This window comes from Halocatena pleomorpha (assembly GCF_003862495.1).
Classification (GTDB): Archaea; Halobacteriota; Halobacteria; order Halobacteriales; family Haloarculaceae; genus Halocatena; species Halocatena pleomorpha.
In genome coordinates this window covers 1-26,498 of the sequence record NZ_RRCH01000032.1, presented here as the reverse complement: position 1 = coordinate 26,498, position 26,498 = coordinate 1, and the positions used below count along the sequence as shown (strand labels likewise).

Below are 26,498 nucleotides of genomic sequence, written 5' to 3'. Positions count from 1 at the left end.
AGTACTTGGTATCGGTATCAGGTTAGCGGTCGCCGACCCACTCTTATCGTCTCTATCTCCTTGTATGGAACGGTGTACTCGTTCCGTGACTCAGTGTTGTGCAAGATGACTAGAAGTTCGTCCTCAAGGTAGGAGGCGTTGGCCAGCACTTCTGGCAGTGTCTTTTCGACCGCCTCGGTGGTCTAGAACCTCGGAGTGACCGCGACTCCTGCCGGCCACCGACGGAGTACAGCATGACGTTGTCAAAATCGTCAGCGTAAATCGTCACATCGGGATGTAGCGTATCCCGGCAATATTAAGGGTCGAGACCCAACATCACCACACGCTTCGAAAGTTTTCCAAGTTGAGTGTTGATCTTCGGATGCGCTAATCATGCTTGAGAAGTGAGAGGTCACGGAAACATGAGCAGCGTCGCGGTCTAACATAACTTATTGACATCGAAGAACACGTGTTGTTCCAGTGAGGGACGAAGCTAAAACGACGTGTCAGATAACGGAAAATCACTTCGATGAGTCCACAGAACGTCTGCACTCTCTGAGGAAATCGGCGAAAGCGCTTGCTTGAGATTGTTCCAAACAGTTCGATCGGCTGTAGATGTGCCGAAGCGAGAGGGAGAAAGACCAGCGTGGTGCCGTGTTCTCTTGGATCGCGTGCGCGTGTATGATAGGAAGAAATGGTTCAAGACAGAGCAGAATACGACCGGTTGATTCTGCTTGCGGATCGCTTCGAACACCTCAACGATCCGGCTGTTGAACGCGATTCAGATTGAGTTCGGCGAGAAAACCTGCATCCTCTCAGACAGCGCGTCGTATTTCACGGCGAACGCAGTCCAAGAGTTCGTCAAGGACACCCCGATCGAACTGTGTTACCTGCCACAGGGTTCACCAGAGCTGGACTCGGGGAGGCGTGGAAGAAACTCAATCAAGCACTCGGCAACCGCCTGTTCAATACTCTGGGCGAACTTCGTGACGCCGCGCTCGACAGCGTCAATCCACCAAATCTCTTTACGTGCTTATGGCCGTGAGTATCGTCCCAATCAACAAGAGGTCAGGACTCTGCTGGTTACGGTTCACAACTTGTTAATCGGCCTGTTCTTCTGAAAAGTGTTGACGTGGCTGTATCGCAAGAGGCGAGCGAAAGTAGAAGGTAGTATCGGGTGAGAGACTTCGTGCTGGATGTCGGCGGCGGAATCAGGACCGCCCTGTTCGTGGCGCCTGCTGGTGTTGCGGATCTGCAACGAGGACAGGCCGCCGGGTGATAATCGGAGGAGCATCGGTGTTCTTCGTAACACGGTATTTCTCAGAAGATATGATGCTGAGTAATTCTGAACGTCTTAGAATCACCCAGACAATCACCTCGGTCGTTCCGTAGCTGACGCTGCTGCAACTGTACATAGTCACCGCCTTCTTCACGAGCGGCCTCTTCTGTGCCACGCCGAACCTAAAATGAGCGCGGGACCTGGCTAGAGATTCGAGCCTCAGAGTATAACCAAGATCTTATGACTGAATACAGGAAGTTAGACGATGTCACCTGACGAGCTGGATTGTCAGGTCTGGGATACGGGACTGCAGGAATAATACTATTGAAAAGGTGGAAACAGCCAAACCTCATGGAGGAAAGCAATCAGCCGCCCTTATCGATTGCACTCAGCAACCGCTACTTTATTTTCTCCGCAGAATTAGCGAGGCCACCTTGCGGCTGGTCTCGCCATCGTCCCGATTTTTCGTAATACGTGGGAGCATATTAATCTTGTGTAATAATCCGCCCCCAGACGTTAGAAGGAAATTTCGAAGAGAATCTATCTAGCCAGCTTTCAATGATTCCTCCCTGATCTCTGAAACCACTTTCCCAGTTTACAAAGTTACCTCGTTTCTTATGTGAGGATAAATCCTGTCGCAAGATATCTCAAATGGGTATTACCACTAGTTATTGGAGGAAGACACCGTAGGCAAGCGTGTAGCTGTTGCTGTATCTGGGGTGATGACTTCGGGACGTAGCCAAGGAACTTTGTCAACAAAGAAGTTAAGTCGGTGGTGCTAGATAGTCGCGGTTAATGACAACGCCAGGGGAAAAAGTAGAGTTTTCAGAGGACACCGAATTGCGGTGCGCTTCCACCACCATTGGAAAAACGGAGTTGCAACGACTGAAGCAGGAAAAGGTATTCCGCGACGTGGAAACGGACGGTGAAATCGGTGTCGTGAAAGAGGTGAATATTGATTTTAGGAATCTCGCGCAGTTAGTGTACCAGTACGACACTCTGGATATGGTGGCTAGTCAGGTAAGGGTGGAAATCCTGAATCACTTCCGGGCGGAGGATGCGAATAAATTCAGCACCGGTGAACTGGTGAAAGCGACGGGACGAAACGACTCGAATGTCAGCGAAGCACTCGGCCAGCTGGTTGATGAGGGACACCTGAAGAAAATTCAGAAAGGATTCTACGCTCTAAATGAGTGAAAGCCGAGGGAGCAGCGTCTCCATAGTGTCCTGCGGAAAGAATTTGGTGGCGCGTTTTCTCTCCGAGTAGGGTATATCGTCTGCAGATAAGCGAGAAAAGTCAGGGGACAGTCAGCATATCCTCGAATGAGATACCTTAGACTAGTCCTAAGGAAAAATGAGAAGAGTTGGCAAGCGATGCCTCTTTTCGTCGTGTGTCACAAGGACAACTCGCGGAAAAGCTGCCACGCGAGCCACATCACCTGGAGGACACGCTGGGAGTCCTCCAGCAGCTCCCGGAACCGCCCTTGTGACGGTGGGCTCGGAATCTGCATACGTCGCTGATCGCCCGTTCGGAAACCGTACCCAGAGCTATCGAACCGACCCACTGGCAGCGGTTCTCTACGCGGGCGTGCCGGCCGCCCAGGAGAGCCATGTTGGGACGATGGCGAGACCCAGACAGCCTAATGTCAGGTACATTCTAGACGATGTTAAGTATTCCGTTCCCGAGAAGTCATGGTCTATCATTTTCCGCGGGATTCATAGGCTAACCCGCAGTGTTCTTACCCCGGTGGACTTATGCAGACATAGTATCTACTTCTGGTAACGTCCACCACAAATGAGTATACGGAACGATGCGCCCATATGAGTGAGACAGACTCAAAGCAGCTTCAGAATCTCGATCTGTCCGCCGTTATCGAAACTTCGACCACGGACTTCATCAAAGAGTTCTACAACCCGGTCCTCCAGTGCGCCGCCGAGTACAAACGCGGCGTCGGATTCTTTACCAGCGGCTGGCTACAGTTCGCCGCGCAGGGGATGGCCAGCCTCGCTCGAAACAACGGAAAGGCGCAGTGGATTACCAGCCCGAACCTCGAGGAAGATGACTGGGAGGCGTTCCGGGAAGGCGAGGAAGCTAAACAGAACGACATCCTGTACGAGTCACTTCGACGGAATGTTAACGAGATCGAGGACGGCTTGGAGGACGATACGCTGAACACCCTTGCATGGTTGATTGCTGATGGCCTACTGGAGATTCGGTTCGCGATGCCGGACGGCAATCCCGCCGGCGATTTCCACGACAAGTGGGGAATCATCACCGGAGTCTACGGCGATAAACTCGCGTTTCACGGATCGAAGAATGACAGCAAACAAGGGTTTTACAACTACGAATCGTACGATATCTTCTGCGAGTGGGAATCCAGCCGGGATGCAGACCGTATCCGGCAGCATGAGAACCGGTTTGATCTCCTATGGAACGACCAGACACCGGACATGACGGTGTACAATCTCCCAGAGACTATCCAGGAGGATATCGTACAGTTGCGTAAACCGGACAACCGTCCCTACCCTGAACCAGACATGTCGAGGAATGATCCCGTCGGCCTCTCGGAGCCGGAATGGATCGAACACCGCCCATACCAGGAAGAGGCGGTCCAGAATTGGATGAAAACAGGAGGACGAGGGATCTTGAAGATGGCGACCGGGACGGGAAAGACGCTTACCTCGCTCCTTGCCTCCCGTGAACTCTACGAACGACAGGGTGAACGGCTAGCTTTGATCGTAGCCGCTCCGTACCAGCATCTTGTCGAGCAGTGGAAGAGCGCGATGACGGACTTTAACATGGATCCTATTCTCGCGTACAAATCCCGGTCACGGTGGGAGGACGATTTTGCCCGGGCTGTGACGGATTTCAATTGGGGTGCAAATGACCACCTCTCCGTTATCACGACGCACAAGACGTTCTCTTCCAACCATTTCCAGAACGTGCTCAGCCGGTTGGAGGGTGAGGAGTCGCTGCTGATTCTGGACGAAGTGCATCACATGGGCGCTAGCCACTACCGAGAGCAGCTACCGTCCAACATCCAGAACCGGATGGGATTGTCCGCAACACCTGAACGGTACTATGACGATACAGGGACGGAGCGATTGTTTAACTACTTCGGAAACGGCGTCGTGTTCGAGTACGGCATCAGAAAGGCGATCGACAACGGGTTCCTGTGCGAATACTACTACATCCCGCACATCATCGAACTCACTGAGGACGAGGAACACCGGTACTTTGACCTGTCGCAGCGTATCGGGAAGCTATCGCATGTCGTTGACGACGACATCGAACTGACCGAGGATGACCGCCTGAAATCTCTGCTCATCAAGCGAGCCCGGCTTATCGGCACTGCGGAGAACAAGATCAAACGGTTAACTGAGCTGGTGTCGGAGCAGGAGGATATCAAGCACACGCTCGTGTACTGTGGGGATGGAAGCGTTGAATCCGACGAGAGTCATGAGGAAACACAGCGCCATGTCGACGCCACTGCCCAAACATTGGGACGAGATCTGGGACTCAAAGTCCACCCGTTCACTGCACAGGAAACACAGAGTGAGCAGGAACGGCTCTTGAACAAGTTTGAAAACAGAGATCTACAGGCGCTTGTCGCCATTCGCTGCCTCGACGAAGGTGTGGATGTCCCGGCGACCGAGACAGCGTATCTCCTCGCCAGTTCGACGAACCCAATCCAGTTTGTGCAGCGGCGAGGCCGCATCCTCCGACAGTATCCCGACAAAGAACAGGCAGTTATCCATGATTTTATCGTATCACCTCCAAAATCGATGAATCCAAACACGATGGGCAAGAGTCAATTCAGCATAGAGAGAAAACTTATCTCAAAGGAACTTAAACGTGCCTCCGTGTTCGCAGAAGACGCCCTCAATCACCCGGACGCGGAGCTCCAAAGGCTTCCTACCAGCCAAGGGTCAATAAGAAAACTGAAAGAAGACTTCAACCTTCTTGGTATCTAATACAATTATGAGCCGGAACAACCCCGATACCGAGGTTGAGGACGAGAAGATCGCTGCAGTAATCGAGCGGGTACTGCAGGCAGAGCAGGATAAGCTGCATTTAAAGAACCCGCGCGGAATCCGTAAGGATATCGAAGACATCATTCGGGAAGAGGTCAAATAGAAATGGAGTTCGATACTCTTAGATTATCAAATTTTCGTCAATACTACGGTGATCAGTCGGTCAAGTTCTCTCAAGACGAGGATGAGAACGTCACGGTCATCCACGGTGCGAACGGTGCTGGTAAATCTGCGTTACGGAACACGTTTCTCTGGCTATTCTACAACGATGTCGACCTGCCGCAGCCCGATCACGTCGCGAATGAGCGGGCGATGGCCGAAGCCGATGTGGGTGACCCCATCAGAGTAGAGGTTAAGTTAGAGTTCGATCATAACGACCGGCATTACTGGACTGGGCGGTGGGCCGAGTACGAGAAGCAGGCCTCAGATGACTTGGACGGAGAGCTAGTGGACGAGGGATCCCACGTCCAGTACATGGACGTGGACGGGAAGACGGTGACGCCTGAGAACCCGAACACGTCACTAGAGCGGTTCATCCCTAAACGTTTGAGCCACCTGTTCTTCTTCCACGGAGAGGAAATCGACCAACTCTCCCGGCAGGATAACCAGGACAAGGTTCGCGATGCGATCCGGAACCTGATGGGGCTGGAAATCCTTGAACGCTCCATCCGGCACCTGAAGTGGGTACAGAAGAACGCCTTCGAGGAGGAGATGGAAGAATACGGGAGTGATGAGCTATCGGAATACATTGTCGCCCACGATGAGAAGCAGGAGAAATTGTCCTCCAAAAAAGAACGACTGCTGGACTTAGAGCAGAGCATCGAGGAAACGGAAGGCGAGTTAGCGTCTGTAGAGAAACGCCTGCGTGAACTTGAGGATACGCGTGAGTTGCAGGAGGAACGCGATAAGCTGGAGGAACGGGAAAAAGAACTACGTGAAGAAATTGAGGAGATAAACAACGATGTCCGAGAAACTTGCTCTGAATACGGTTATCTCGTGTTCTCGATGCCGGCCGTTCAGAAGACAGCAGAGGCCTTGGAAGAGAAACGCGATAAAGGCGAGATACCCAGCGAAATCAAGGCTCGGTTTGTCGAGGACCGGCTGGATATGGGGCAGTGTATCTGTGGCCGGGATCTAATCGAGGAGACGGACCCATATGAGCAGGTGAAGGACTGGAAGACGAAAGCGGGCACCAACGACCTCGATCAAGCGGCCACGAACATCACCAGTCGACTTCGAGGGATTACGAAGGCTCGGTCAGGGCTCTTTGACGAGATTCAAGACGACCTCAGCCGTCGACGCGCTCGGCTGGACGAGATAAACGAAATTTCCGAACGGTTGGACGATATCAGCGACCAAATCTCTGGTAAGGCGAAGGAAGATATTCAGGAGTTGGAACGGCGCCGGGGGCAGATGGAGGAGCGTATCACGAACCTTGATCAGGAGATGGACCGTGTTGAAAACGAGATTAAGCGAATCAAAGAACAGATATCGGATATCGAGTCCGACATCGAAGACGCACGGGAGGAAGAGGAGAAGTCGAAGAAGGCCCGGCGCCGGTTCATAGCTGCACAGCGAGCGCGTGAGGAGTTGGAGGTGAAGTTTGAGTCGTATCAGGATCAGGTCCGGGAGCAAGTTGACGACACGGTGAAGGAGATTTTTGACGACATTATCTCGAAGAACTACTGGACCGAGATTGGGGAGGACTACTCACTGGACGTGTACAAAGAGGTCGGCGGCCGAAACGATCTGATCTCCTCGGTGCCGACGTCCACCGGAGAGCGACAGGTTGCTAGTCTTGCGTTCATCGGCGCTCTAACGTACCTTACTCGGGAGCAGTACCGGTCTAGTGAGAACAACGTGTACTTTCAGGGCGGTGTCTACCCATTGGTCATGGACGCTCCGTTTGGATACCTGGGAACAGAGTACCAGCGAGGCGTCAGTAAGAAAATCCCGCACCTCGCGGACCAAGTAGTGGTCTTAGTGACGGAACCGCAGTGGGAAGCCGAAGTAAAACACCACTTAGAGCGGTACGCAGGCAAGCAGTATTATCTGGAGTATCACGACCCCGAGAAGGAAGTGGACATTGAGTACGAGTATACCGAGATCCGTGAGGAGGTGTAATTACAGCTATGCCCCGGATTCGCTACGAGAAAACTGAGACATATGAGATCCTTGTTGACGGCGATAACTCGATCTTCGACACGTACAAAGACCTGTTCCTGTTGGCTGCCTCGGTCGGATATAACCGTAGCCAGTTCGATGACAATCCCGGGAAGGGCGATGAAATACCGTGGCGCATCCTACGGAACAATCCGCAGAACCTGGTCGTAGCGATGTCGATTGCGTACGCACACACCGAAGACTATGAGACGCTGGTAGACGAGGACATGCAGGTTGACATCCTGCAGAAATACGCGTCAGCCGGTATCGACATCATCCGCTCACAAGTGGTAGAGCAGCCCGGTGACCCGCTTGACAACATGATCGAGTTCCTCCGGCGCAACCGTGATATTGAGTCCGAGGAGGAACGGATCAGTGTCCTTGAGGAGATCGAACGGGAGTTCCAGGGATAGGACTATCCGAACCGGATGGCCAAGTGCTATCGGTCGTCGTCACCACCGATGGCACAGAGGACAGCTTTGACTTTCCCGGTCGTACACGCTGATCCGGCTGATACCGCAACATTGGGGCAGGTTCTTCACCAGCGTCCTGTTCTCGACGCCAAGGAAGCTGACGTTGGGATTGTTTAGAAGCCGGTGGTCTGGGTCGCCGTTCAACACAATGTTATCGAACTCATCGTCGATACGTTCCCACATGTACGAGGTCAGCGTGTCCACGTGCTCGGCCCGAGACTCACGCTCCTGTTCAGTCAGCTACATCGCCTTCCCGAACCCTACGACCGCCGGCGTATTCAGTGTACCAGCCACCTCCCACGTTCGTGGCCTTACGGATTGACTCTAACATTAGTACTTCACAAAGCGAGTTTGCCGAGTGATTCACCTGACGAGGATGTGTTCAACAAGCCACGGCAAACAGATGGCAGATTCACGAGAGTAAACCCCTTAACGTTCTCTCCGCTACCTTTTACTATATTAGATAATATATGAATATTTTGAGAGTGCTGCGAGTCCTCATTGTAGTAACTTTCTAATGTGGCAAATTTAGATGAATAACTCAAGTATTCTGTGGTCTTCAGCAGGGAGCCGACAATATATTCTTCGTTCTCATAGAGAACCCTCAGAGACGATAAGCTAGTACACAGAAATCTGAGTTATACTAGTCGATCGTCATCTGTGAGTGCCCACGGACTGTTGAGATAGTGGGCTCATAGCAGCGATCAGATAGTTATCATTTGATTTGCCACAGATATTATCGAAAGCTGGTGTAGATTATCATTGAATCAATTACACCCCTATTTATAAGGAATATTATATGTGCTTCATTATGGGAAACGATCTACCAATCGAAAACTTCTGGAATGGTCGAAAATTAAATATAAATTCCATCCTTCGAAATCATAGCGTAGAAACCCTAAGGTGGGGGAATTAATGAACAACCTAGTTAGGGGAAGTGTGTGGGATTTAAGGGCTTGCCGTGGGGAAACACAATAAGACAACAATGAGTACTTTTGAGGAAGTCCAAAATGTGGCTAACACAGGACAGGAGAAAGGTGATTCTGTCTTTGATCGGCGTGATCTAACCGATATCCACGACGAAATCAGGGAGGTCTATCTTGCGGACAGTCGTCCCTGGGTAATTGGATACAGTGGCGGCAAAGACTCGACAACCGCTCTCCAACTTATCTGGTACGCAATCTCAGATCTTCCAGAGGAACAGCAGAACAAGCCAGTTTACGTCATATCTAGCGATACCTTAGTAGAAACCCCAAAAATCGTCAACCATATCGTCAGTACTCTTGAAAATGTAAATGAATTTGCGGACAAGAATGATCTGCCATTCGAAGCTCACAAGGTCACACCACAAATCGAGGATACGTTCTGGGTGAACCTAATTGGACGTGGATACCCGGCCCCTAACCAGAATTTCCGTTGGTGTACGGAACGAATGAAGATCGACCCAGCGGACAACTTTATCAAGGAAAAAGTCTCAGAACACGGTGAAGTCGTCGTCATTCTTGGAGCCCGGAAAGCCGAATCCGCAACCAGAAAACAGGTGATGGACTTACATGGTATCGATGGCAGTGTACTCTCCCGCCATTCTAAATTCGCTAATGCCTTCGTCTATACTCCGATCGAAGACTGGATTGTTGACGATGTCTGGTCCTACCTGTTGCAGGTCGACTGTCCCTGGGGTAAGAATAACCGAGATCTTGCTGCCCTCTACCAAGAAGCTGATGACGAGTGCCCCATGGTGATCGATACCAAAACTCCGTCCTGTGGCAACAGTCGGTTCGGTTGCTGGACATGTACCGTCGTCTCGGAAGATAAAGCGATGCAGAATATGATCGACGAAGGTGAAGACTGGATGGAATCTCTCCTTGAGTTCCGGGATTTCCTCAAGATGACGCAGGACCCCGAGAAAAAACCGCAGTACCGAGAGGTGAAAGGCCGACGACACGGACAAGTTAGAGAGAAAACTAACGGTGGTGACGGCATCATTCCTCGTGCCTATAAGTTCGAATTTCGCAAAGACCTGTTAGAGAGGCTACTACGGACCCAGAAAAAAGTGAATGAGAAACTGCCAGAAGACGAAGAAGATATGGTATTAATTCGTAAAGAAGAACTCCGTGAAATCCGCCGGCTCTGGAGAGAGGAACAGTCTGACTGGGAGGACTCCGTTCCCAAGATTTACCGAAATGTGATGGACGGAGATACAATGGACTGGATTCACGACGATCTCGGAACCTTCGGAGAGGACGAAGCCGAACTTCTCAAAGAGATCTGTGAGGAACACGATGTTCCGAGGGAACTAGTCCAGCGTCTACTCGACACTGAATTCCAACACTATGGCATGAAACGACGTGCTTCGATCTATAACGAATTAGAAAAGGTACTGAAAGAGGACTGGCGGCCAACGGAAGAAATCATCGCTGAGATCGAAGGAGAAGATCGCGTCGAGGTCTGGGAATACCCAGGCATTGAAAAATGACTACTCACATATGAAATTTAATAAACTTGTTATCGAGGATTTCGGTCCATATCGCGGACAGAATGAGCTGGATCTCACCACCACAGATAACTCACCTATTATCCTGTTTGGTGGGCAAAATGGAGCGGGGAAAACCACGCTATTCGAAGCCATCCGATTTTGTCTCCATGGCCGCAGTGCTCTTGGTCGCCGTGTGGCGATGAGAGAGTACCATCAAACGGTTCGAAGCCGTCTCCACGAATACCCCGACGGCAAGGCAGAAACTGCCTCAGTCCGGATTGAGTTCGAATACGCCCACCTAGGTGAGAAGGATTATTATTCCGTGGAGCGCACCTGGCGTGACAGAGGTAAGAGCATTGTTGAAAACTTGGAAATGCGTCGGAACGGGAAGATTCCAACTGAACTTGACAAAGATCAGTGGCAGGACTTCCTTCAGCAGTTGGTTCCGCCGGGCGTCTCCCAGTTGTTCTTTTTTGATGGTGAGAAAATTCAGGAGCTCGCCAGTGCTGTTGAGTCTGATGACAGCTTCACTGACTCGATGTACTCTCTTCTTGGTCTTGACCTTGTTGACCGGTTAGATACTGACCTTTCCATCTACGTCTCACAGAAGCTCGATAGCTCTGGAGTCGAAGGCATCAATGACGAACTCGAAGACTACCGCGAGGAGAAAGAAGCGTTAGAAGAAGAAATCGAGCGATTAGGAGATGAAAAATTCGAGAAAAAAGAAGAGCTCGATACAATTCAGGACGAAATCAACGAGATTGAGGCCAAAATCGCGTCCGAAGGCGGCTCCTACGCTAACCGTCGTGATGACCTGAAAGAACGCAGAGCCGAACTTAAAGCCAGTATCGAGTCCCATGAGGGACAGATCGAGGAAATTGTCACTGGGATCTTCCCGTTCACACTGGCACCTGACCTCTGTAAAAACGTTGTAGAACGTCTTCAAGAAGAAACCGAGCAGCAGAATCAGCGGACTGCAAAGGAAGAGCTCACCAAAGAGCTTGATGATGTGCTAGAAGAAGACGATGTCTGGGAGGACCTTGGTGTCAGCGAAGGTGACGTCAACGAACTTACCACCCGTATCCGCTCCAAACTCGAAGGCCAATTTGATCACGATGGCGACGACCCACAGTTAGCTCATCAGTTCTCCCGGGCGCAACGTCAAGACATCTACTCAGTTGTTGACCGAGCGATGAATGATGTTCCTCAGCAGTTCGCTGAGGCCAACCACAGGACTGAGGCTGATGTCCGGGAATTACAAGAAGTGGAATCTAGTCTCAGTAAAGCCCCCGACCAATCGGTTATCTCGCCGATGATCGACGAATTGAACGAGCTAACAGAGGAGATGGGGTCGCTCAAGAACGAGATTGAAGGTCTGGAGAGCGAAATTAGCACCCTCCAGAACAAGCTCGAAACGGTAAATAGCCGGATTCAAAGCAAGCTTGATGAAAAGTCCCGGCTTGAGGACGTCTCTGAACGCGCCAACCTTGCCTCCGACGTTCGAAAAGCCATTGAGGACTACCGAGACGAACTCGCGAAGGAGAAGCTTGGGAAACTGGAGGAGGTACTGAGCGACCGCTACCTTACACTCTCCAATAAGAGCGACTTCTATAAGGAAATCCAGATCGATGAAGACACACTGGATATCTCCCTTATCACTAGACATGGCAGTCAGAAACCGCATACCGAACTGTCGGCAGGTGAACGCCAGATTTTCGCAACATCTCTGCTCTGGGCGCTTGCTGAGATCTCCGGGCGGCCGCTTCCCTTCATCATCGACACGCCGCTCGGACGACTTGACCAGAGACACCGGAATAACCTGATTAAACGGTTCTTCCCGGAAGCCTCACACCAGGTCTTAATCTTCTCTACCGACACCGAGATTGACGACCAACAGTACGAAGTTTTGAGCCGTGACGTGGCGAAGGCCTACCACCTCGAATACGACGAAACCGAAGGCGTCACTGTCCCGACAGAGGGTTATTTCTGGGACGATGATACCGACCAAACCTCTCCCGAAGAGATCACATCATGAGCCACGAATTCAATCGTATTACACTGGGGAGCGACGCCACGCACCGGTTGCAAATGCTGAAAGGCCGGACAGGCATGACTCACAATTTCACCTGTCGGATCGGTCTCTGTTACTCGCTGAACGAGCCTCGACCTCCAAGCCACAGCGAGTACGATACAGAAGGACTTACAATCAACCGATATACCCTGCTTGGAGAGCACGAAGCGCTTTATCTCGCACTCGTTAAAGAACGGCTCATTCAGGAGGGCAAGGATCCTGACGAAGATCTGTACGACGAATTAGTGGCCCACCTGAACCGGGGCGTCATTCGCATCTTTGGAAACGTCAAGGACATCAACGACTATTACACTCTGATGCCCGAACACCTCAAGCCAGACCAAAGCGATCAGGCTAACAATGAGTCCTAATCCTGAAACTCCGATATATCTCGATCATCACGCTACGACCCCAGTTGACGAAGCGGTTGTCGAAGAGATGAAGCCATACTTCACAGAACAGTTTGGGAATCCGGCCAGTGATGACCACATCTTTGGCTCTAACGCCAAGAAGGGAGTCGAGAAAGCCCGAGAACGTATCGCGGGCGTCATCAACTGTCGGAAAGAGGAAATTATCTTCACCAGTGGGGCCACAGAATCCGACAACCTCGCTGTCCGTGGCATGGCTGAATACGCCGAGAAGCACGACAAAGGTAGTCATATCATCACCAGCGTCACCGAACATGAAGCGATCCTTGAGGTTTGTGAATCCCTCGAAGGAGATGGATTCGACGTCACCTACCTCCCCGTTGACGAGCACGGCTGTGTTGACCCACAAACCATCAAAGAAGCGATCCGAGAAGATACCGTTCTGATCTCGATAATGGCCGCCAACAATGAGATCGGGACTATCGCACCGATAAGAGAGATTGGAGAGATTGCCAAGAACAATCAGGTCTTCTTCCATACTGACGCAGTTCAGGCAATGGGGTACGTTCCGATCGACGTTCAGTCCACGGGAATCGATCTGATGTCGCTATCCGCTCACAAAATCTATGGCCCGAAAGGCGTTGGAGCACTCTACGTCCGTAGACGAAACCCGAAGGTCAAACTCCAGCCATTAATTCATGGAGGAGGTCATGAACGAGGGTGGCGCTCTGGAACGCTTAACGTTCCATCGATCGTCGGGTTTGGAAAGGCCGTCCAGCTGGCTGACGAGCAAATGCAAGAGCGTAGTCAGCACGTTGCCGAACTCACCACAGCGATGTGGGAGCGGATCAATACTAAACTCGAGGGTGTTGTCCTGAATGGGCATCCAGAAAAGCGAATTCCGAACAATCTCAATATCTCCTTCGCTGGCGTAGAGAACAAAGCGTTGGTCCAGAATCTGCAACCTGACATTGCGGTTTCTGCTGGCTCTGCTTGCACAACCGGGAAAGTTGAGGCATCTCATGTTCTCCAAGCAATCTCAGATGAAGAGGACATCTGGCATTCAGCCATCCGGTTCGGGCTCGGTAAGGATACTACCCAAGAGCAGATTGAGTACGCGGCCAACCAAGTGATCCAGTCTGTCAACCGGCTACAAAAGCTGACATTCTAATTGGTGGCGACAGCATCGACAATTATCTCAATTTAAATTTATTTATTATATAATATTTATACACCACATTGTAAAGTTTCCAGTATCTTCCTAATTATACTATCAGTATTCATTATATCTCATATCTGAGAAACCAATTCAGTATCTGAGAGACGTCAGAGTTTTTGGCTTCTGTCGTCTTAGATTCGCTTGTTATATCTCTGATTTAGTAATTTCCTTGGCTCGTCTTGTTCCACAGTTATTAACCATGTTTTAATGACAGAATATGTAAGTACAGTCTGTACTACATTCTCAATAAGTTCGCAGTGTACTTGATCTCAATATGCTTGGGTAGTCGGCCAACGCCAGCCGGATGCACATCTGCTATGCGATTGGGGTGTATGGGTAATCCTCCTACTTCAGGTACCTGCGGTTGAGATAAGGTCGATAGCCTGTTGAGCAGTCGGCTCAGGAAATCTATTTGCGTGTTGTCCAAATCTCCGTAGAGTACTGTCGCAAGGAGTGGGCTGCAAACGTGTCGAGCACACGACATCGGATCGAATGATGAGGATGAGTGATCCGTTGAAGTCGACGTCTCTTCGAAGACAATGGGTCGGCGAGGATACCTTCCGGAACTTCGAGGCCGGATGGGACATCGTCCACGCACCCGCTGGCTGCCAGAGAGGTCAGCTGTATTTGCTTGAGGATATCGAGGGAAACTCGATCCAACCAACCGATTTGGACTTCGTGAGTGCGTTTGGAGGCAGTTCATCAGACAGTATCTTTGAATCCTCCGGAAGTTGATGAATACCCATAGCTTGAAAAAGAACTCTAGAATTTATAATTCAAATATATGGCATGCATATATCCGCATCTTTTGGCGCAGGTCAAGCAAATCCAGTATCCATAACCACGTTCGGGGCTTAGATAGTCCTAAAATATAAGCATGATGTCATGTTATCTTATTATGTAGACAGTCAATCGAATCCATAACTTATTTAACCAATACATTATTTATATTTGTGATATGGGATCTGATAGCCTACCGGAATGTGCAGAGCGAATCTTCCTATATCCAGGAGACCCAAGCAAAACGGGAATCATCGGCTATGAGTTAAATGAATATCGTAATGCATACCAGAACATTAATTTCGTCGAAAGTTCACAATTCATTCGTTCTTTGGATAACGACATCACACTTCGGGATCTCTCGCTACTAGAAGTAATAGATGGTAAACAATTCCATATCCCAGATTACCAGCGGAACTATAGTTGGGGGGAAAATCAACACGAGGAAATGTGGGAAACCCTCATGCAAGCACTTCAATTAAAAAGTCAGGCTAACGAAAAACCCAGTGATGCTTTCTTTGGAAGTCTCTATGTTGCGAAATCTCCTCGACGAGATAGATACGAAATCATTGATGGCCAGCAGCGAATTGCTACAATCGCGATAATTTTGCGAAATCTTGGTGCAAAACTAGACTACTATGCAGAGTCGGCAGACGGAGAAATTAAAAATTATGCAAAATATATCAAAGAGGATTGTATAGATGAGGTTTTATATAGAAAACAAGGCCCATCCGATGTACCGTTCTTGTCGCTCAATAACCACGACAACCCTTGGTTTAATCTTCTTTTTGAAGATGATGAAGAAAAAACCAAAAAGATAAAGGGATTTGAACAATATGATGGGCGGAAAAAGAACGCTATTCGATTGGGTGAGCTATATGATGAATTAGGGATCAAATCTGAGTTATATGAAGAAATTATAAATGAAGCTGAATTAGATGATTTCAGATATTATGGGGACGCCCACAAGAAGCTAATTTATGCCGATAAATTTTATGAAAATAAGATCGATCAACTACTCAGCCGAGATCAATTTCAATCAGTCGAAGTGAAACTTCGGATATTAGTTAACTTCACACAGTATCTTCTGCGCAGTCTACGTGTTTCAGAGTGCTTGTTCGAGACCAATGACCAAGAGCTTCGGATCGAAGTCTTCCAGTCGCTCAATGACAGGGGTATTGAGCTCTCGATGATGGATAAAGTCAGAGCCCGAATTGTAGGGCGTTTCCAAGGAGAACAAGATAGTGACAAACAGATAGGTCGATGGGAGACTGTCATGAAGGAGTTCGGTACGGACGCAAGTGAAGTTGAAGAATTTCTCGCACATTATCTGGCTGCCACCGAAAGGGAATTCAAGACCGTCACGGATGCGCGGAATAATATGCTGGAAGCCTTTAGGCTCCGGGAGATTGGTACTAGCGAAGTCAAGTCTCGTCTCGCAGGTAAAGGTAAGGCTCGTTCTTTTCTTGAAGAACTAGAGGCGTATGCAAAGCGTTACCGAGAGATCGTCAACGCAGAGCTCGTCGACCATCGACAGAACCTTCCAGATGAGCCTCGGGAACGTGTCGAGGCGATTCTCCGACGACTCAATGGCCTTGGAACCACGATATGGCGCCCCTTCGTTATGTATCTTTATCAACAGGTGCTAGAAACACCAGGACAGGGTGAATTTTTCCATGAAATCCTACAGATAGTTGAGAATATCATGTTCCGTTTCACTATTTCACCGCACTCCGCAACAGTGATCGAGAGTACGTTCCCAGAGACTACTCAGGGATTCATTGAACTCGATACGACTGGACATCAATTTGATCTTGATAAAGTCTCCAATATCCTCATAGAGAACATTGACGACTCTGCTCGTGAGATGTTTGGAGAAAACTTTGCAGAACAGCTGATCTCAAAGAAGGGATGGCACAATAGTAAGGTCAAACAATTGCTGATGAAATTGGTAGATGAGGATAACCAGCAGCGCAACAAGACAGGTATCACTAGTACGTCTCTTTCACAGGATACTGGGGAAGTTCATATCGAACACGTTTTTCCGAGATCATTCATTCTTCACACAAAAGAGGATTCCTATGCCTGGCTCAACAACTTCTTCATGCCTGATGATTCTCCTCAGCTTGAAGAGACGATTAATCTACTTAAAAAGAATCAGGTTGATGGAAGTGTCAATGATTCTGATAGTTATGGTGACTTAAAGCCAATCATCAAACGAATCGAAGAATCATTTGTCCGTGATATTGGGAACATGTTGCTACTCCACAAGAGTGTGAATAGCAAGGTAAAGAATAATCCATTTTCATCAAAATTGAAATATTACCACCAAAAACACTCAAAAGATATGGATAATATTGCAAACCAATACTTCACCGCCAACGGAGCGATACCGAACAGCCAGTTCAATACGCTACTCTCCACAGAAATCCCTGATGACGAGACTGTTGATGGAAGTGCAAATGTTATTGAATTCTTTAATGAATGGTGGACATGGAAGCGTTCTGTTGAACGAAAAACAGAATTGATAAAGAGCCTGCTTGATTCTCTACGTTTCCCAACAAAGGAAAATGAATTTGAATCTGTGGAGAAAAATATCGAGGAAATAATTGAGGAAGATTACAACACTCGGATAGCGTTGGTAAATTGACAAATCCCACAGTTAATCAAGTTCCCAATTTAAAATACTATATATTTATTCCATATTATTTTGTATAATAATTATTGATGGATTAATAGATGGTCTCAACAATTTGTTCGAGATCTTCTAAAGATTGTATCGATCGTTGTCCATCAAGGAGTTGATTTTGATCACGTTCCCGATGCGTCACCTCAAGCAGGAGGTCTTGCTCGGTCGGCTGTTCTTTCGGCACAGAGTAAAGATAGTCCCATGAGCATGGAGTCCGTGTTTTTTCCGTCTGGTTGTCTGCTTGTCGACATAGTTGATCCCTGCATCAGCGTGCTCCAGCCACGGCATAGAAGCTTGATCTCGGGGGAGAGGGCACTATCGGCAAGAATTCGCACCAGACAGGATAATCGGACTTAGGTAGTCTCGAACAGAATGTCTAGTCAGAAATTACATCTTACCCATTGGGCTTGAGAATGCGCTCAAAGCGCTTGTAATTCTCCGCGACGTTTGAGGATTGAGCAACGCGTTGTTCACCGCAGTGGCGCTCGCTATCATCGTCAGCGCATCTGCCAGAAACAGCATTACGGCTATCCCGCTTCATGAAGTCTCACTCAGCTTCGGCATCCCTCATGAATTCGCTCCTCAGTGACCTGCTGGGCGCGCAGTCGTGACGACTGTCGTTCATGGATACTGGCGTTCTGATGATTCTCGAATCAGTCACACAGTGTGTACGATCTGGGAAATACGTAGAGTCAATCTCTTTGAAACTACGAGTCATCTATATATCGACGACGCTGCTCCATCTTTTCGCGTTCTGTTCGCCGATCATAGTGTTTGTCGATCACCCTCTAGCTCACGTTCGCTCGATCGCTGACGACTCTTGCTGGCATATCTCTGTGGAGATAATGGGTGATGCTTCCACGCTGAATCACGTGTGGACTCACACTCGACGGACAGCTCGATGCATGATCGCGATCCGTCGCTGGACACTCCGATGAGTCACGATCGTGCGGGCACGGTTCACCATGCGTACAGGGTCTCGTCCACTGATAGACATAATATCGGAGAACTGATTTGCACACCCCTCCATTGGGTGTAGCGAGCAGTGGCTGTCGTCCATGATCGTCACAGACGGACGGCCGTCGGTCAGCAATCCAATCATCTAGTAATTCATAGATCTGGTCGGAGAGAGCAACCATCCGTTCGCCCCGTTCTTTATTCTTGATTGGCATTCCCGTTTCCGGCCGATGACTGACCACAACGTACTGATCGTCGGAGTGATAATCGTCGACATCGAGCGCGTGGACAGCACCGATGCGCATCATCGTGTGCCATACCAGCGCAATACTCACATGCGCAAGCGTCGCATATTCGTACTTTTCGAGATACGTCAGAACGCTCTCTGCGTGTTCGTCATCCAACATCACATCGCGTGCGCTCTCTGTTGGTGCAATCGACGGTGACTGCACTTTGGTACTTAAATCCCGTTCAACCCCCTCGATCGATTCCAACCATCGAATGAAGACGCGAAGCGTATCCATCTGGGTTTTCTCCGAGACTGGCCGTAGATCTCCCTCGTTGCGTCGCCACAACCGATACAGATGGAGCTGGCGGCCGCTCAGGTCGTTGAGATTCTCGATGTGTTCCTGATCGCACCAACGGAGGAAGTGTCCGAGATGGGAGCTGTGCGAATAGAGCGTCGCCTGTGATACCTCTGTCTCTCGGTCTGCGAGGTAGAGGTCGAGCGCGGTTTCCGGGTCGATCGGTTCGAGATTCATGGCTATCTATCCAGCGACCACAGACTGGACCCCAATTCAGAATGCTCGATACCGCCCGTATCACAGCCACCAAGGGGGTCCGTCCGGAACGCGAACGAGCGCCCTCAACGCCCGTTCGTTTTCCGAACGATTCGAACCCAAGGGACGGCAGTGCGGTGTATATAACGCTACCGCCGTTTGCAGCTGGGAGTTCGTTCGGTTTCGGGTCGATTCCGACAGAGGTCGGTGCTGTCATGCGGTTCGCTACATCCAATGTCGGTTGCATGGGACTTCATCAATCGCCCAATGCGTGTGCGCGTTCGTTCTGAAGCATGGTGAGAAGACTTATTGCTTATTGCACACAATTTGCAATTGATGTCGAAGACTGACCAGTCCCACGGAACGGCGCTCGGAGAGATGGTGTCCCTCGTGGATATCATCCGAGAGCCGACGCTGGCTCGGATCTACACCACCGTTCGACGCACGGGACCCAAATCCGTCAGCGAGATCGTCGACGACCTCGATGTGCCAGAGCGCACCGCGTATGACTACGTTCACACCCTGGAAGACGCCGGGTTCCTGCAGTCAGTCTCGGAGACGCGTCCGGTATCGTACACGACCACCGAGATCGATCTCACGCTCCAAGTGGAAGGGGAAACACGAGCCATCACACCCGCGTTCGTCGCAGCAATCGCCCACCGCGACACTGACGACGACATCGATGTGTATCTCGATAAGCACGGTCTCGACGGGTTGGCGACCGCACTTGACTACACCCGCGAGTATATCGACGGGAGCGTGAACCATCGGATTATGGCCCGCGAACTCGATCTTTCACCACTTGAGGCTTCGATCATTCTGCAAGCGCTCCGTGATATCGTCGAAGAGGAACGAGAGGACTAGCGTGGATGTCGGAGCAGGTCGCTCATATCGTTGATACGTGTGTGTTCGTGGCCTGCGGTCAAACAGACAATCCGAAATTTCACGGATTGGCCACCGAAGCAAAGCGGCGAGGCACTACGTTTTTGATTCCTCCACAGGTTTATACAGAACTCGGCGGTGATCCAGAGACGGACGCGTACGGCTCCGGATCATTGCCGATCGAGAGCGCGGTCCAAGCAGGATGGGTCACGGTCGCGGAATCGCTTGACTATACGGATCCGACAGTGTCACAGGTGATGGATGATGCGCGACGATTTATTGCGGCTGAAACGGACAGAGCCGAAGACAGCGTCGAGAAAGCGGACACGGCTGTAATCGGGCTGGCCGTCCAGCTACTGAATCAGGGACGTGCAAAAACGGTGATCATCTATACGGGTGATCAACCGGCAGGAAACGCGGCCATACAGATCATCCCTCGGTATGGCTTCGACGCTGACCAAATCGAATGGATTGACGGGAATACGTTCATCGACAATCTATAGAGCGGTCAGCAGGTGATGGAGATCACTCATAATCTACTCTCTTGGAACTGACGCTGTCGTGAACACATCTGTTGCACATGCCCCGATTCGGTCTCCCTGAGTGATCGATTACTCCTTGTCACCCTCGTGCTTGTCTGCATCACGACGCAAGTGTGTCTCATCGAGTTATTGTCTACCTCAGAACCAACTGCTTCGCCATGGAGGAATATCAATTAGCTCCATTGTCCCCTTCGAGTTGCGGTGGCTGTGTCTCGCGATCATTTTCCGATTCGATAGCCGGTTGGTAACGGTGTCGTCTGAGCACCCGTTTCCGAACTCGTGTTCGGAGACCCGCTCGCTCAGCCGGGAGCAAGCGACCCTCGATATCTTCAAGGAGATAGAGACGGCCGCGCTGGCGGCCTGCAGGGGTATGGACGATGCCACGACCGGCCTCAAAGTTCTGGAACGTATCCTCACCGATGGGGTAATCTTCGAACACGCGGATATCATTTTCATCAGGCTCGTTCCACAGGCCATTATTGTCATTGTCCCCAACGGTGCGTTCGACGCGTTCGCGGCCCAGGCGTTTACGACAGTAGTCGACCGATCCCTGTCCCACCCGGAGATGGATCTCCTGAGCGAGGCCACTCAACAGGCTGTCGGCTTTGTCTCGCCCGTAGGTATCTCGGAGCTGGGGGATCGCCTGCACGCCTAAGATCGCATAGCAGTTGTACGCCCGCCCAGCGTTGACCAGCCGTTCGAGCATGTCGAGTTTCGGCAGCGCCGCGAACTCATCGAGGATGTAGTACGATCCCCGTTCGTCTTCCAGACCGAATCGGATGCTCCAGTCGATCAACAGCCGGAAGATCGGTTTCACAGACGACGACTGCTGAATAGGAAAGTCCAGCAACAGGACCCGTCCCTGAGGATTGGCCATATATTCACGGACCGAAAAGGTCCCTTCCTTGGCGAAATCGCCACGGAATACCGCTTTTACTCGCTCTTCGAGGATGGAGACGATGTTGCTGCTCGCCTCGACATCCGGTGGGAGGTGTTTTTGAGCGGAAAGGTCTTCAAGAAGAAATCCCTTACGTAACAGATCGACATCGGCACCATCGAGAAACGTCAACAGATCAGCGTTGGTGAGCGGTCCGTCAGCCCGAATCTGCATCAAGCGCAGCACGTCTTCGAAAACTTGGGCAGCGGCGTTCGTGAAGTAATCGTTGTTGACCTCCGTGCCGGTGAAGATTGCGTTGGCCACTTCCCCGTAATCCTCGTCGTCTTCGATTTCGTGGAAGACGTTCCACACGTGAGTTGAGTTGCGCGAGGAAAGCCGAATGATGTTGTCCCCTCCAAAAAACGTCTGGTAGTCTTTTTTGTACTCGAAGATCACGAACGCTTCGTCGGGATCGGCCTGAAGCTGGTGAGCAAGCACGCGGATCGCTTCGGTTTTCCCGCTGCCGGTCTCACCAAGCACCAGCACCGACCGATCCATCTCTAGCTGAACGGCTCGCTTCGATCCTGGGGGATCCCCGTGGCGCTCGCCTGCATCAGTGAGTGGCACGAATATAATGTCCTCGTACAGCCGATGGCGCAGTTGATACTCTGTTCTCCCGAACCGCCAATAGATCGCCAACACACCCAGTCCGCTGACCAACATCACGGGATCGACCGTCACATCGACTGTGATAGGACTACGCAGTAGCTGGGTCGAAAGCGTACTTCCCGCCACCAGTGCACCACCCAGTGTGGGCACCACGACCGCAAGCACGCCGATGAGCACGGCCAAGTAGCGCAGACGCATCCGACCCTGCAAGAGCACCCAATAGTATCCCCGCTGTAGCTTGGTCCATGCTTGGTGGCCGGACTGGGACAGCTGTGGACGGTGATCATCCATTATCTGGCGTGACGACAACAGGAATCATCTCCAGTGATTGTGGCGACTGAGCGGAATGGATAGATTCAAAAATGGCAAATAGGACAGTCAGCGCTGTGCCAACCAACCGTATTTGGTCGCCGACTATCACCCACGGCAACGAGTCGAATTGGGTTGACATAGTGGCGTTCCGACATACTATCTAATAAAACAGTATGGTTGTACAACAGTGACAGCAGAAGAATGGCTGCAGAAACGATACGTGGGTTACGGGGACAATGACGGACCGTCGTCATCATCGTCCGGTCGATTGTTGAGGCCCTCACTTGCAGACATCGCTTCCTCGTCCTCGACCGAGGCAGAGCGAATTCCCTCGAGAACCTTGTGTCCCTCCTCACCGACTGTCCCGTTCTGTTCAGCTGACGGGGTAGACATTCCTTTGGCAATCGCAGTTTGACGCAACGACTGGAGCACATCCGTCACTGGCATGTCGTTGGCTTCGGCGTACTTCTGAGCTGACTCTAACAGTTCTGTTTCAGTTAGAGAAGCTGTCGCTGCTACCTCTTTTTCTGGGTCATTGGTATGGGCTGTCTCCTTACCTACGGTTTCGGTCGTACCGACAATCGAAGCCTCTGTAGCCCAAGTGGGGACATCCTCGGGGAGATCAGCAGGATCGACGCCTGAAGCAGGGTCGAATTGCTCACGGCCATTCTCACGAATCGCATGGATCAGTGCCGTCACATCGGCTGTGTCGTAGGTCTGTATATCCCTCTCGTGTTCGACAGCGATCATCTCCTTGCCATCGAGGGCGAACGTAGTCGAGCCATGAACAGCGGTAGAGACAGCGTCCGTATCGTGAAGGTTGGTCCGAGATAGCGTTGTGTCGTGTGGGTGTTTGGAATGCGCATTTCCATGTGAAAAACAAACGATTTCTGGATCACATGTCATCAACAGCTCTGCGCTGGTTCCGTATTTTGAGCCGTGATGCGACGCTTTGAGGACATCGGTACTACTGAGACTGTCGTGGTGCTTCCGTGCCAGTTCCGTTTCTCGTTCCGTTTTAATATCTCCCGCAAGGAGGACACTTTGCTCGCCATACGTACACTGCATAACGATGCTGTTTTCGTTCTTACTGCCACTGTCAATCTCTGGTGATGGGTTCAAAATATCGATAGCAATGTTGTCAGCACTGAGTTCATCCGAACCTGATTGGAGGGTATTGGGTACAATTTCATGCTTCTTTAAATACTCTTTATAGTCTATTAACACCTCAGATGCGTTTGATTCATCTATACTGACGCCGGACATGTTTGGACCATGTATTTCTTCAACTCGATCATGACCCAGATGTTCAATGATCGCAGTGTGGCCGCCAATATGGTCTGCATCATAATGGGTAGAGACAAAATGATCTAGATAACTGATATTATGTTCATCAAGGTAATCAATGACAGGCTCCCCGTTATAATGCTCTGGACCAGAATCGATGAGTATTGTATCTCCGTCTGGTCCTTCGAGTAAGATACTATCTCCTTGCCCAACATCAATTATATGAACATTAAATAGTGACATTTATATCCATATATTGAAAATAACTGCAGTGTCAGTCTTTACTACCTTCCTCATCTGTTTTCCCCTGCAAATATTCAAGCGCCTCCACGCCCTCTTTATGTCGCTGTTTGGAAAGCTCTGAATCGTACTTCAGTTCAACAATCTCAGCATCTTTTAATTTTCCATGGTATATTTTCGTCTTAGTTGACTCATGAGGATTAATATGAGGGACATCTGTAGTTGGGAGAACAACGTGTCCAATAGTTTCTCTATTTTCCTTGGAAACGATAAGAAGAACAGCCTGTTCGTAGCGCTCATCCCCCATTTCAAAGCGATCGAATTGGAGTTCGTACTCGCCATCCACCGGTTCGTCCTTCCACCGATAGTGGGCATCCTCAAATGTCGTCATTGTCTCTGCCATGTATCAACACTGCAATCAGTATAAATATTGGTGAGGTGGAGCCAGCTCAATGCAGTACTATATGCTATCCTAAATACATCGAGCCAGTAGTGAATCTCGACCTCGAAGCCACCTCTAGTGTACCCAACCAGCTTCAAATAGTTGCTTTAGCGAAATACAATTTAGAACGACCGGGCCTGGGGAAGAACGCGAATCAACGTACCGTCCTACTCCTTTGACCAGGGTGTTGGGCTCTGTGATGCTGGGATGCAGGGATTTCCCCCGGTAGCTCAACGATCCGGCTGAGAATGCCAACAAGGCCCGATTGAGCAGTGCTGTTGGTTCGCCACTACAAACGATCAGCACCGAGGGAGTAGATTCTCAGACCAAATCAGAGAGTCTATTATCTGTTTCGAGAGCATCCATAACGATGTCTGGATCAACATCCAACCCGTAATCATAATGTTTCCCACCGTTGATTCCTTCATTTACTTCATTCACTTTCAAAAATCCTTTGAGAGATAACTGGCTGAGTCGGTTGTGGACAGTCCGTGGTGCTTTCACTGTAGTGCCACATCGGTTGGCTGCAGTTTCATACACCTCGTATATTCGTGTCCGACGAGCTGGCGTTTCATCATTGGATGCTAGCACTGTTAACACATAGAGAAGGAGGTGACTTTGGGCTGGAAGCGCCCGTAGTTCGTCTTCAATGATGCCTCGCTCGACGAGATCAGCAGCTTTTCGGACGTGGTCTTCAGTCACTTGCGAGGCATCAGTTCGACGAGCAATAGATCCTGCCTTGTAGAGAATGTTGAGCGCATGACGTGCACTTCCTGTGTCCTGTCCTGCGAAAGCCGCAGCCAAGGGCAAAACATCATTCTCTAGAACATCGTTGGCAAATGCTTTGGACGCACGCGGCTCTAGGATCGCTTGAAGTTGCGGTGCATCGTAAGGAGCAAAGTGAATTTCGTGCTCACACAAGCTAGACTGGACACGGGGGGACAGATTCTCTCGGTATGTGAAGTCGTTACTGATCCCAATTATGCCGACCTTCGTCTCTGTCACTTTGCCATTGCTATTTGCTCTAGGGAGTTGATATAGAAGCTCATCATCTGTGCCGAGACTATCGACCTCATCAAGCACGAATAGGATGTGAGACTCGGGAAGTTCGTTTAGATGTTCCCACAGCATTTGGTGAACTGTTCCTCGGGGATACCCGGTAGTGCTTATATATTGTCCGTCCTCACGAAACTTGTTGACTAGATGGCCTGCCGCCAAGTAGGATGTGAGATCCTTGCAGTTAAGCCAAACAACCCGAATGGAAACACCTGAAAAATGTTGTTGGTCCTCTTCCAGTTCAGAGAGGATCATTCGTGTCGCAACTGTCTTCCCAACACCAGTTTCGCCATACACGAAGATATGACGTGGTTGGGAACCGTTCACGGTGGGTTGGAGGGCTTCTTCATACTCGTCCATTTCTTCTTCACGCTCAACCAATTCATCGGGCTCGGGTGTATATTCATCTCGGAGAGTATCCTCGTCGATGAAAATATCTGAACGTTGTGCGAACCGACCCATGTGTCACCATTTGCTTGTCAGTACTTAAAGACCGGTGTTGCGAGTGTTTCATGTGCTTCGCTGTTTTATATACCTCCCCCACCCCATTTTGCAAGTGTTCTTACTCTAGATAACGACCTTGGTCTAGACCTTGCTGCCACTAAATCTAGATAAACTAACACTATTTGACCTATAACTAACTAGTACTAGCTAAGGATTACTAGCTTACTAGTAGATAGCTTTATTACCCTACAACCTAAACCACAACCGTAGTCTATTACCTTCGTAGAATCGGGATAGAATCCCGATTCTAGAACACTATATAATAGAAATTTTATACCACTATTTATTTTATATGTTCTATCATAGAACTACCGTATAAGATCGTGTTCGTAGTGATTTGTACATACACCCCGTTTTGCAAGTGTTTTGCTAATCTCTTTCACAGAAGAGCACTTGCAAAACGGGGTGGGGGGGATACA

General features: G+C 50.0%; 18 protein-coding genes and 1 pseudogene. 14 read left to right on the top strand and 5 right to left on the bottom strand.

Annotation, left to right across the window (positions count from 1 at the left end):
- Window positions 1-725 precede the first annotated feature (725 nt).
- The 11 genes and pseudogenes from EIK79_RS14850 to EIK79_RS14805 all read left to right on the top strand — a co-directional run.
- Window positions 726-1,024: pseudogene (locus EIK79_RS14850) on the top strand (transposase); the annotation flags it as partial.
- Window positions 1,025-2,053: 1,029 nt separating this feature from the next.
- Window positions 2,054-2,455 (top strand): helix-turn-helix domain-containing protein, encoded by a 402-nt coding sequence (locus EIK79_RS14845; RefSeq protein ID WP_124956068.1) that lies wholly within the window; start codon window positions 2,054-2,056, stop codon window positions 2,453-2,455.
- A 624-nt stretch (window positions 2,456-3,079) separates the two neighbouring features.
- Complete coding sequence (locus EIK79_RS14840; protein ID WP_233738192.1) at window positions 3,080-5,233, top strand: DEAD/DEAH box helicase family protein; 2,154 nt, start codon at window positions 3,080-3,082, stop codon at window positions 5,231-5,233.
- A gap of 7 nt (window positions 5,234-5,240) precedes the next feature.
- Entirely contained in the window at window positions 5,241-5,396 is a 156-nt protein-coding gene (locus EIK79_RS18215; RefSeq protein ID WP_185715653.1) for a hypothetical protein, read from the top strand.
- A gap of 2 nt (window positions 5,397-5,398) precedes the next feature.
- On the top strand, window positions 5,399-7,417 hold the full coding sequence (locus tag EIK79_RS14835) for an AAA family ATPase (RefSeq protein WP_124956066.1): 2,019 nt from the start codon (window positions 5,399-5,401) through the stop codon (window positions 7,415-7,417).
- A gap of 8 nt (window positions 7,418-7,425) precedes the next feature.
- Window positions 7,426-7,869: a hypothetical protein gene (locus EIK79_RS14830; protein ID WP_124956064.1), complete on the top strand. Its 444-nt coding sequence runs from the start codon at window positions 7,426-7,428 to the stop codon at window positions 7,867-7,869.
- Window positions 7,870-8,941: 1,072 nt separating this feature from the next.
- A complete protein-coding gene (dndC, locus tag EIK79_RS14825) occupies window positions 8,942-10,405 on the top strand; it encodes a DNA phosphorothioation system sulfurtransferase DndC (RefSeq protein WP_221621764.1) in 1,464 nt (487 codons plus the stop codon).
- Window positions 10,406-10,415: 10 nt separating this feature from the next.
- Complete coding sequence (dndD, locus tag EIK79_RS14820; RefSeq protein WP_124956060.1) at window positions 10,416-12,440, top strand: DNA sulfur modification protein DndD; 2,025 nt, start codon at window positions 10,416-10,418, stop codon at window positions 12,438-12,440.
- Window positions 12,437-12,847, top strand: a complete 411-nt coding sequence (dndE, locus tag EIK79_RS14815; RefSeq protein ID WP_124956058.1) for a DNA sulfur modification protein DndE — start codon at window positions 12,437-12,439, stop codon at window positions 12,845-12,847. Before dndD ends, dndE begins: the two co-directional genes overlap by 4 nt.
- Window positions 12,837-14,015 (top strand): cysteine desulfurase family protein, encoded by a 1,179-nt coding sequence (locus EIK79_RS14810; protein ID WP_124956056.1) that lies wholly within the window; start codon window positions 12,837-12,839, stop codon window positions 14,013-14,015. Before dndE ends, EIK79_RS14810 begins: the two co-directional genes overlap by 11 nt.
- A 1,006-nt stretch (window positions 14,016-15,021) precedes the next feature.
- Window positions 15,022-17,493 (top strand): GmrSD restriction endonuclease domain-containing protein, encoded by a 2,472-nt coding sequence (locus tag EIK79_RS14805; RefSeq protein WP_124956054.1) that lies wholly within the window; start codon window positions 15,022-15,024, stop codon window positions 17,491-17,493.
- Window positions 17,494-18,320: 827 nt separating this feature from the next.
- On the opposite strand, the gene EIK79_RS14800 is transcribed toward EIK79_RS14805, so the two are convergent.
- Window positions 18,321-19,250 (bottom strand): tyrosine-type recombinase/integrase, encoded by a 930-nt coding sequence (locus EIK79_RS14800; RefSeq protein WP_233738190.1) that lies wholly within the window; start codon window positions 19,248-19,250, stop codon window positions 18,321-18,323.
- A gap of 41 nt (window positions 19,251-19,291) precedes the next feature.
- Between EIK79_RS14800 and EIK79_RS14795 the strand changes: the two genes are divergently transcribed.
- The 3 genes from EIK79_RS14795 to EIK79_RS14785 are packed head-to-tail and all read left to right on the top strand — an operon-like array spanning window position 19,292 to window position 20,653.
- Entirely contained in the window at window positions 19,292-19,558 is a 267-nt protein-coding gene (locus EIK79_RS14795; protein WP_124956052.1) for a hypothetical protein, read from the top strand.
- 46 nt (window positions 19,559-19,604) lie between these two features.
- Window positions 19,605-20,132, top strand: a complete 528-nt coding sequence (locus EIK79_RS14790; protein ID WP_124956050.1) for a DUF7437 domain-containing protein — start codon at window positions 19,605-19,607, stop codon at window positions 20,130-20,132.
- 5 nt (window positions 20,133-20,137) lie between these two features.
- Window positions 20,138-20,653 (top strand): hypothetical protein, encoded by a 516-nt coding sequence (locus EIK79_RS14785; protein ID WP_124956048.1) that lies wholly within the window; start codon window positions 20,138-20,140, stop codon window positions 20,651-20,653.
- A gap of 208 nt (window positions 20,654-20,861) precedes the next feature.
- Here EIK79_RS14785 and EIK79_RS14780 read toward each other — a convergent pair whose 3' ends face one another.
- The 4 genes from EIK79_RS14780 to EIK79_RS14765 form a co-directional block, all read right to left on the bottom strand.
- Complete coding sequence (locus EIK79_RS14780; RefSeq protein ID WP_124956046.1) at window positions 20,862-22,529, bottom strand: type IV secretory system conjugative DNA transfer family protein; 1,668 nt, start codon at window positions 22,527-22,529, stop codon at window positions 20,862-20,864.
- 246 nt (window positions 22,530-22,775) lie between these two features.
- Window positions 22,776-24,080 (bottom strand): ComEC/Rec2 family competence protein, encoded by a 1,305-nt coding sequence (locus EIK79_RS14775; RefSeq protein WP_124956044.1) that lies wholly within the window; start codon window positions 24,078-24,080, stop codon window positions 22,776-22,778.
- A 31-nt stretch (window positions 24,081-24,111) separates the two neighbouring features.
- Window positions 24,112-24,480, bottom strand: a complete 369-nt coding sequence (locus EIK79_RS14770) for a hypothetical protein (protein WP_124956042.1) — start codon at window positions 24,478-24,480, stop codon at window positions 24,112-24,114.
- Between the two features lie 360 nt (window positions 24,481-24,840).
- Window positions 24,841-26,037: a Cdc6/Cdc18 family protein gene (locus tag EIK79_RS14765; protein WP_124956040.1), complete on the bottom strand. Its 1,197-nt coding sequence runs from the start codon at window positions 26,035-26,037 to the stop codon at window positions 24,841-24,843.
- Window positions 26,038-26,498: the final 461 nt, after the last annotated feature.

What these genes read in the sequence shown, in the direction of transcription:
- EIK79_RS14845 (WP_124956068.1), top strand. Translation starts at nt 2,054, where the DNA reads ATGACAACGCCAGGGGAAAAAGTAGAGTTTTCAGAGGACACCGAATTG.
- EIK79_RS14840 (WP_233738192.1), top strand. Translation starts at nt 3,080, where the DNA reads ATGAGTGAGACAGACTCAAAGCAGCTTCAGAATCTCGATCTGTCCGCC.
- EIK79_RS18215 (WP_185715653.1), top strand. Translation starts at nt 5,241, where the DNA reads ATGAGCCGGAACAACCCCGATACCGAGGTTGAGGACGAGAAGATCGCT.
- EIK79_RS14835 (WP_124956066.1), top strand. Translation starts at nt 5,399, where the DNA reads ATGGAGTTCGATACTCTTAGATTATCAAATTTTCGTCAATACTACGGT.
- EIK79_RS14830 (WP_124956064.1), top strand. Translation starts at nt 7,426, where the DNA reads ATGCCCCGGATTCGCTACGAGAAAACTGAGACATATGAGATCCTTGTT.
- dndD (WP_124956060.1), top strand. Translation starts at nt 10,416, where the DNA reads ATGAAATTTAATAAACTTGTTATCGAGGATTTCGGTCCATATCGCGGA.
- dndE (WP_124956058.1), top strand. Translation starts at nt 12,437, where the DNA reads ATGAGCCACGAATTCAATCGTATTACACTGGGGAGCGACGCCACGCAC.
- EIK79_RS14810 (WP_124956056.1), top strand. Translation starts at nt 12,837, where the DNA reads ATGAGTCCTAATCCTGAAACTCCGATATATCTCGATCATCACGCTACG.
- EIK79_RS14805 (WP_124956054.1), top strand. Translation starts at nt 15,022, where the DNA reads ATGGGATCTGATAGCCTACCGGAATGTGCAGAGCGAATCTTCCTATAT.
- EIK79_RS14800 (WP_233738190.1), bottom strand. Translation starts at nt 19,250, where the DNA reads ATGAATCTCGAACCGATCGACCCGGAAACCGCGCTCGACCTCTACCTC.
- EIK79_RS14795 (WP_124956052.1), top strand. Translation starts at nt 19,292, where the DNA reads ATGCTCGATACCGCCCGTATCACAGCCACCAAGGGGGTCCGTCCGGAA.
- EIK79_RS14790 (WP_124956050.1), top strand. Translation starts at nt 19,605, where the DNA reads ATGTCGAAGACTGACCAGTCCCACGGAACGGCGCTCGGAGAGATGGTG.
- EIK79_RS14785 (WP_124956048.1), top strand. Translation starts at nt 20,138, where the DNA reads ATGTCGGAGCAGGTCGCTCATATCGTTGATACGTGTGTGTTCGTGGCC.
- EIK79_RS14780 (WP_124956046.1), bottom strand. Translation starts at nt 22,529, where the DNA reads ATGGATGATCACCGTCCACAGCTGTCCCAGTCCGGCCACCAAGCATGG.
- EIK79_RS14775 (WP_124956044.1), bottom strand. Translation starts at nt 24,080, where the DNA reads ATGTCACTATTTAATGTTCATATAATTGATGTTGGGCAAGGAGATAGT.
- EIK79_RS14770 (WP_124956042.1), bottom strand. Translation starts at nt 24,480, where the DNA reads ATGGCAGAGACAATGACGACATTTGAGGATGCCCACTATCGGTGGAAG.
- EIK79_RS14765 (WP_124956040.1), bottom strand. Translation starts at nt 26,037, where the DNA reads ATGGGTCGGTTCGCACAACGTTCAGATATTTTCATCGACGAGGATACT.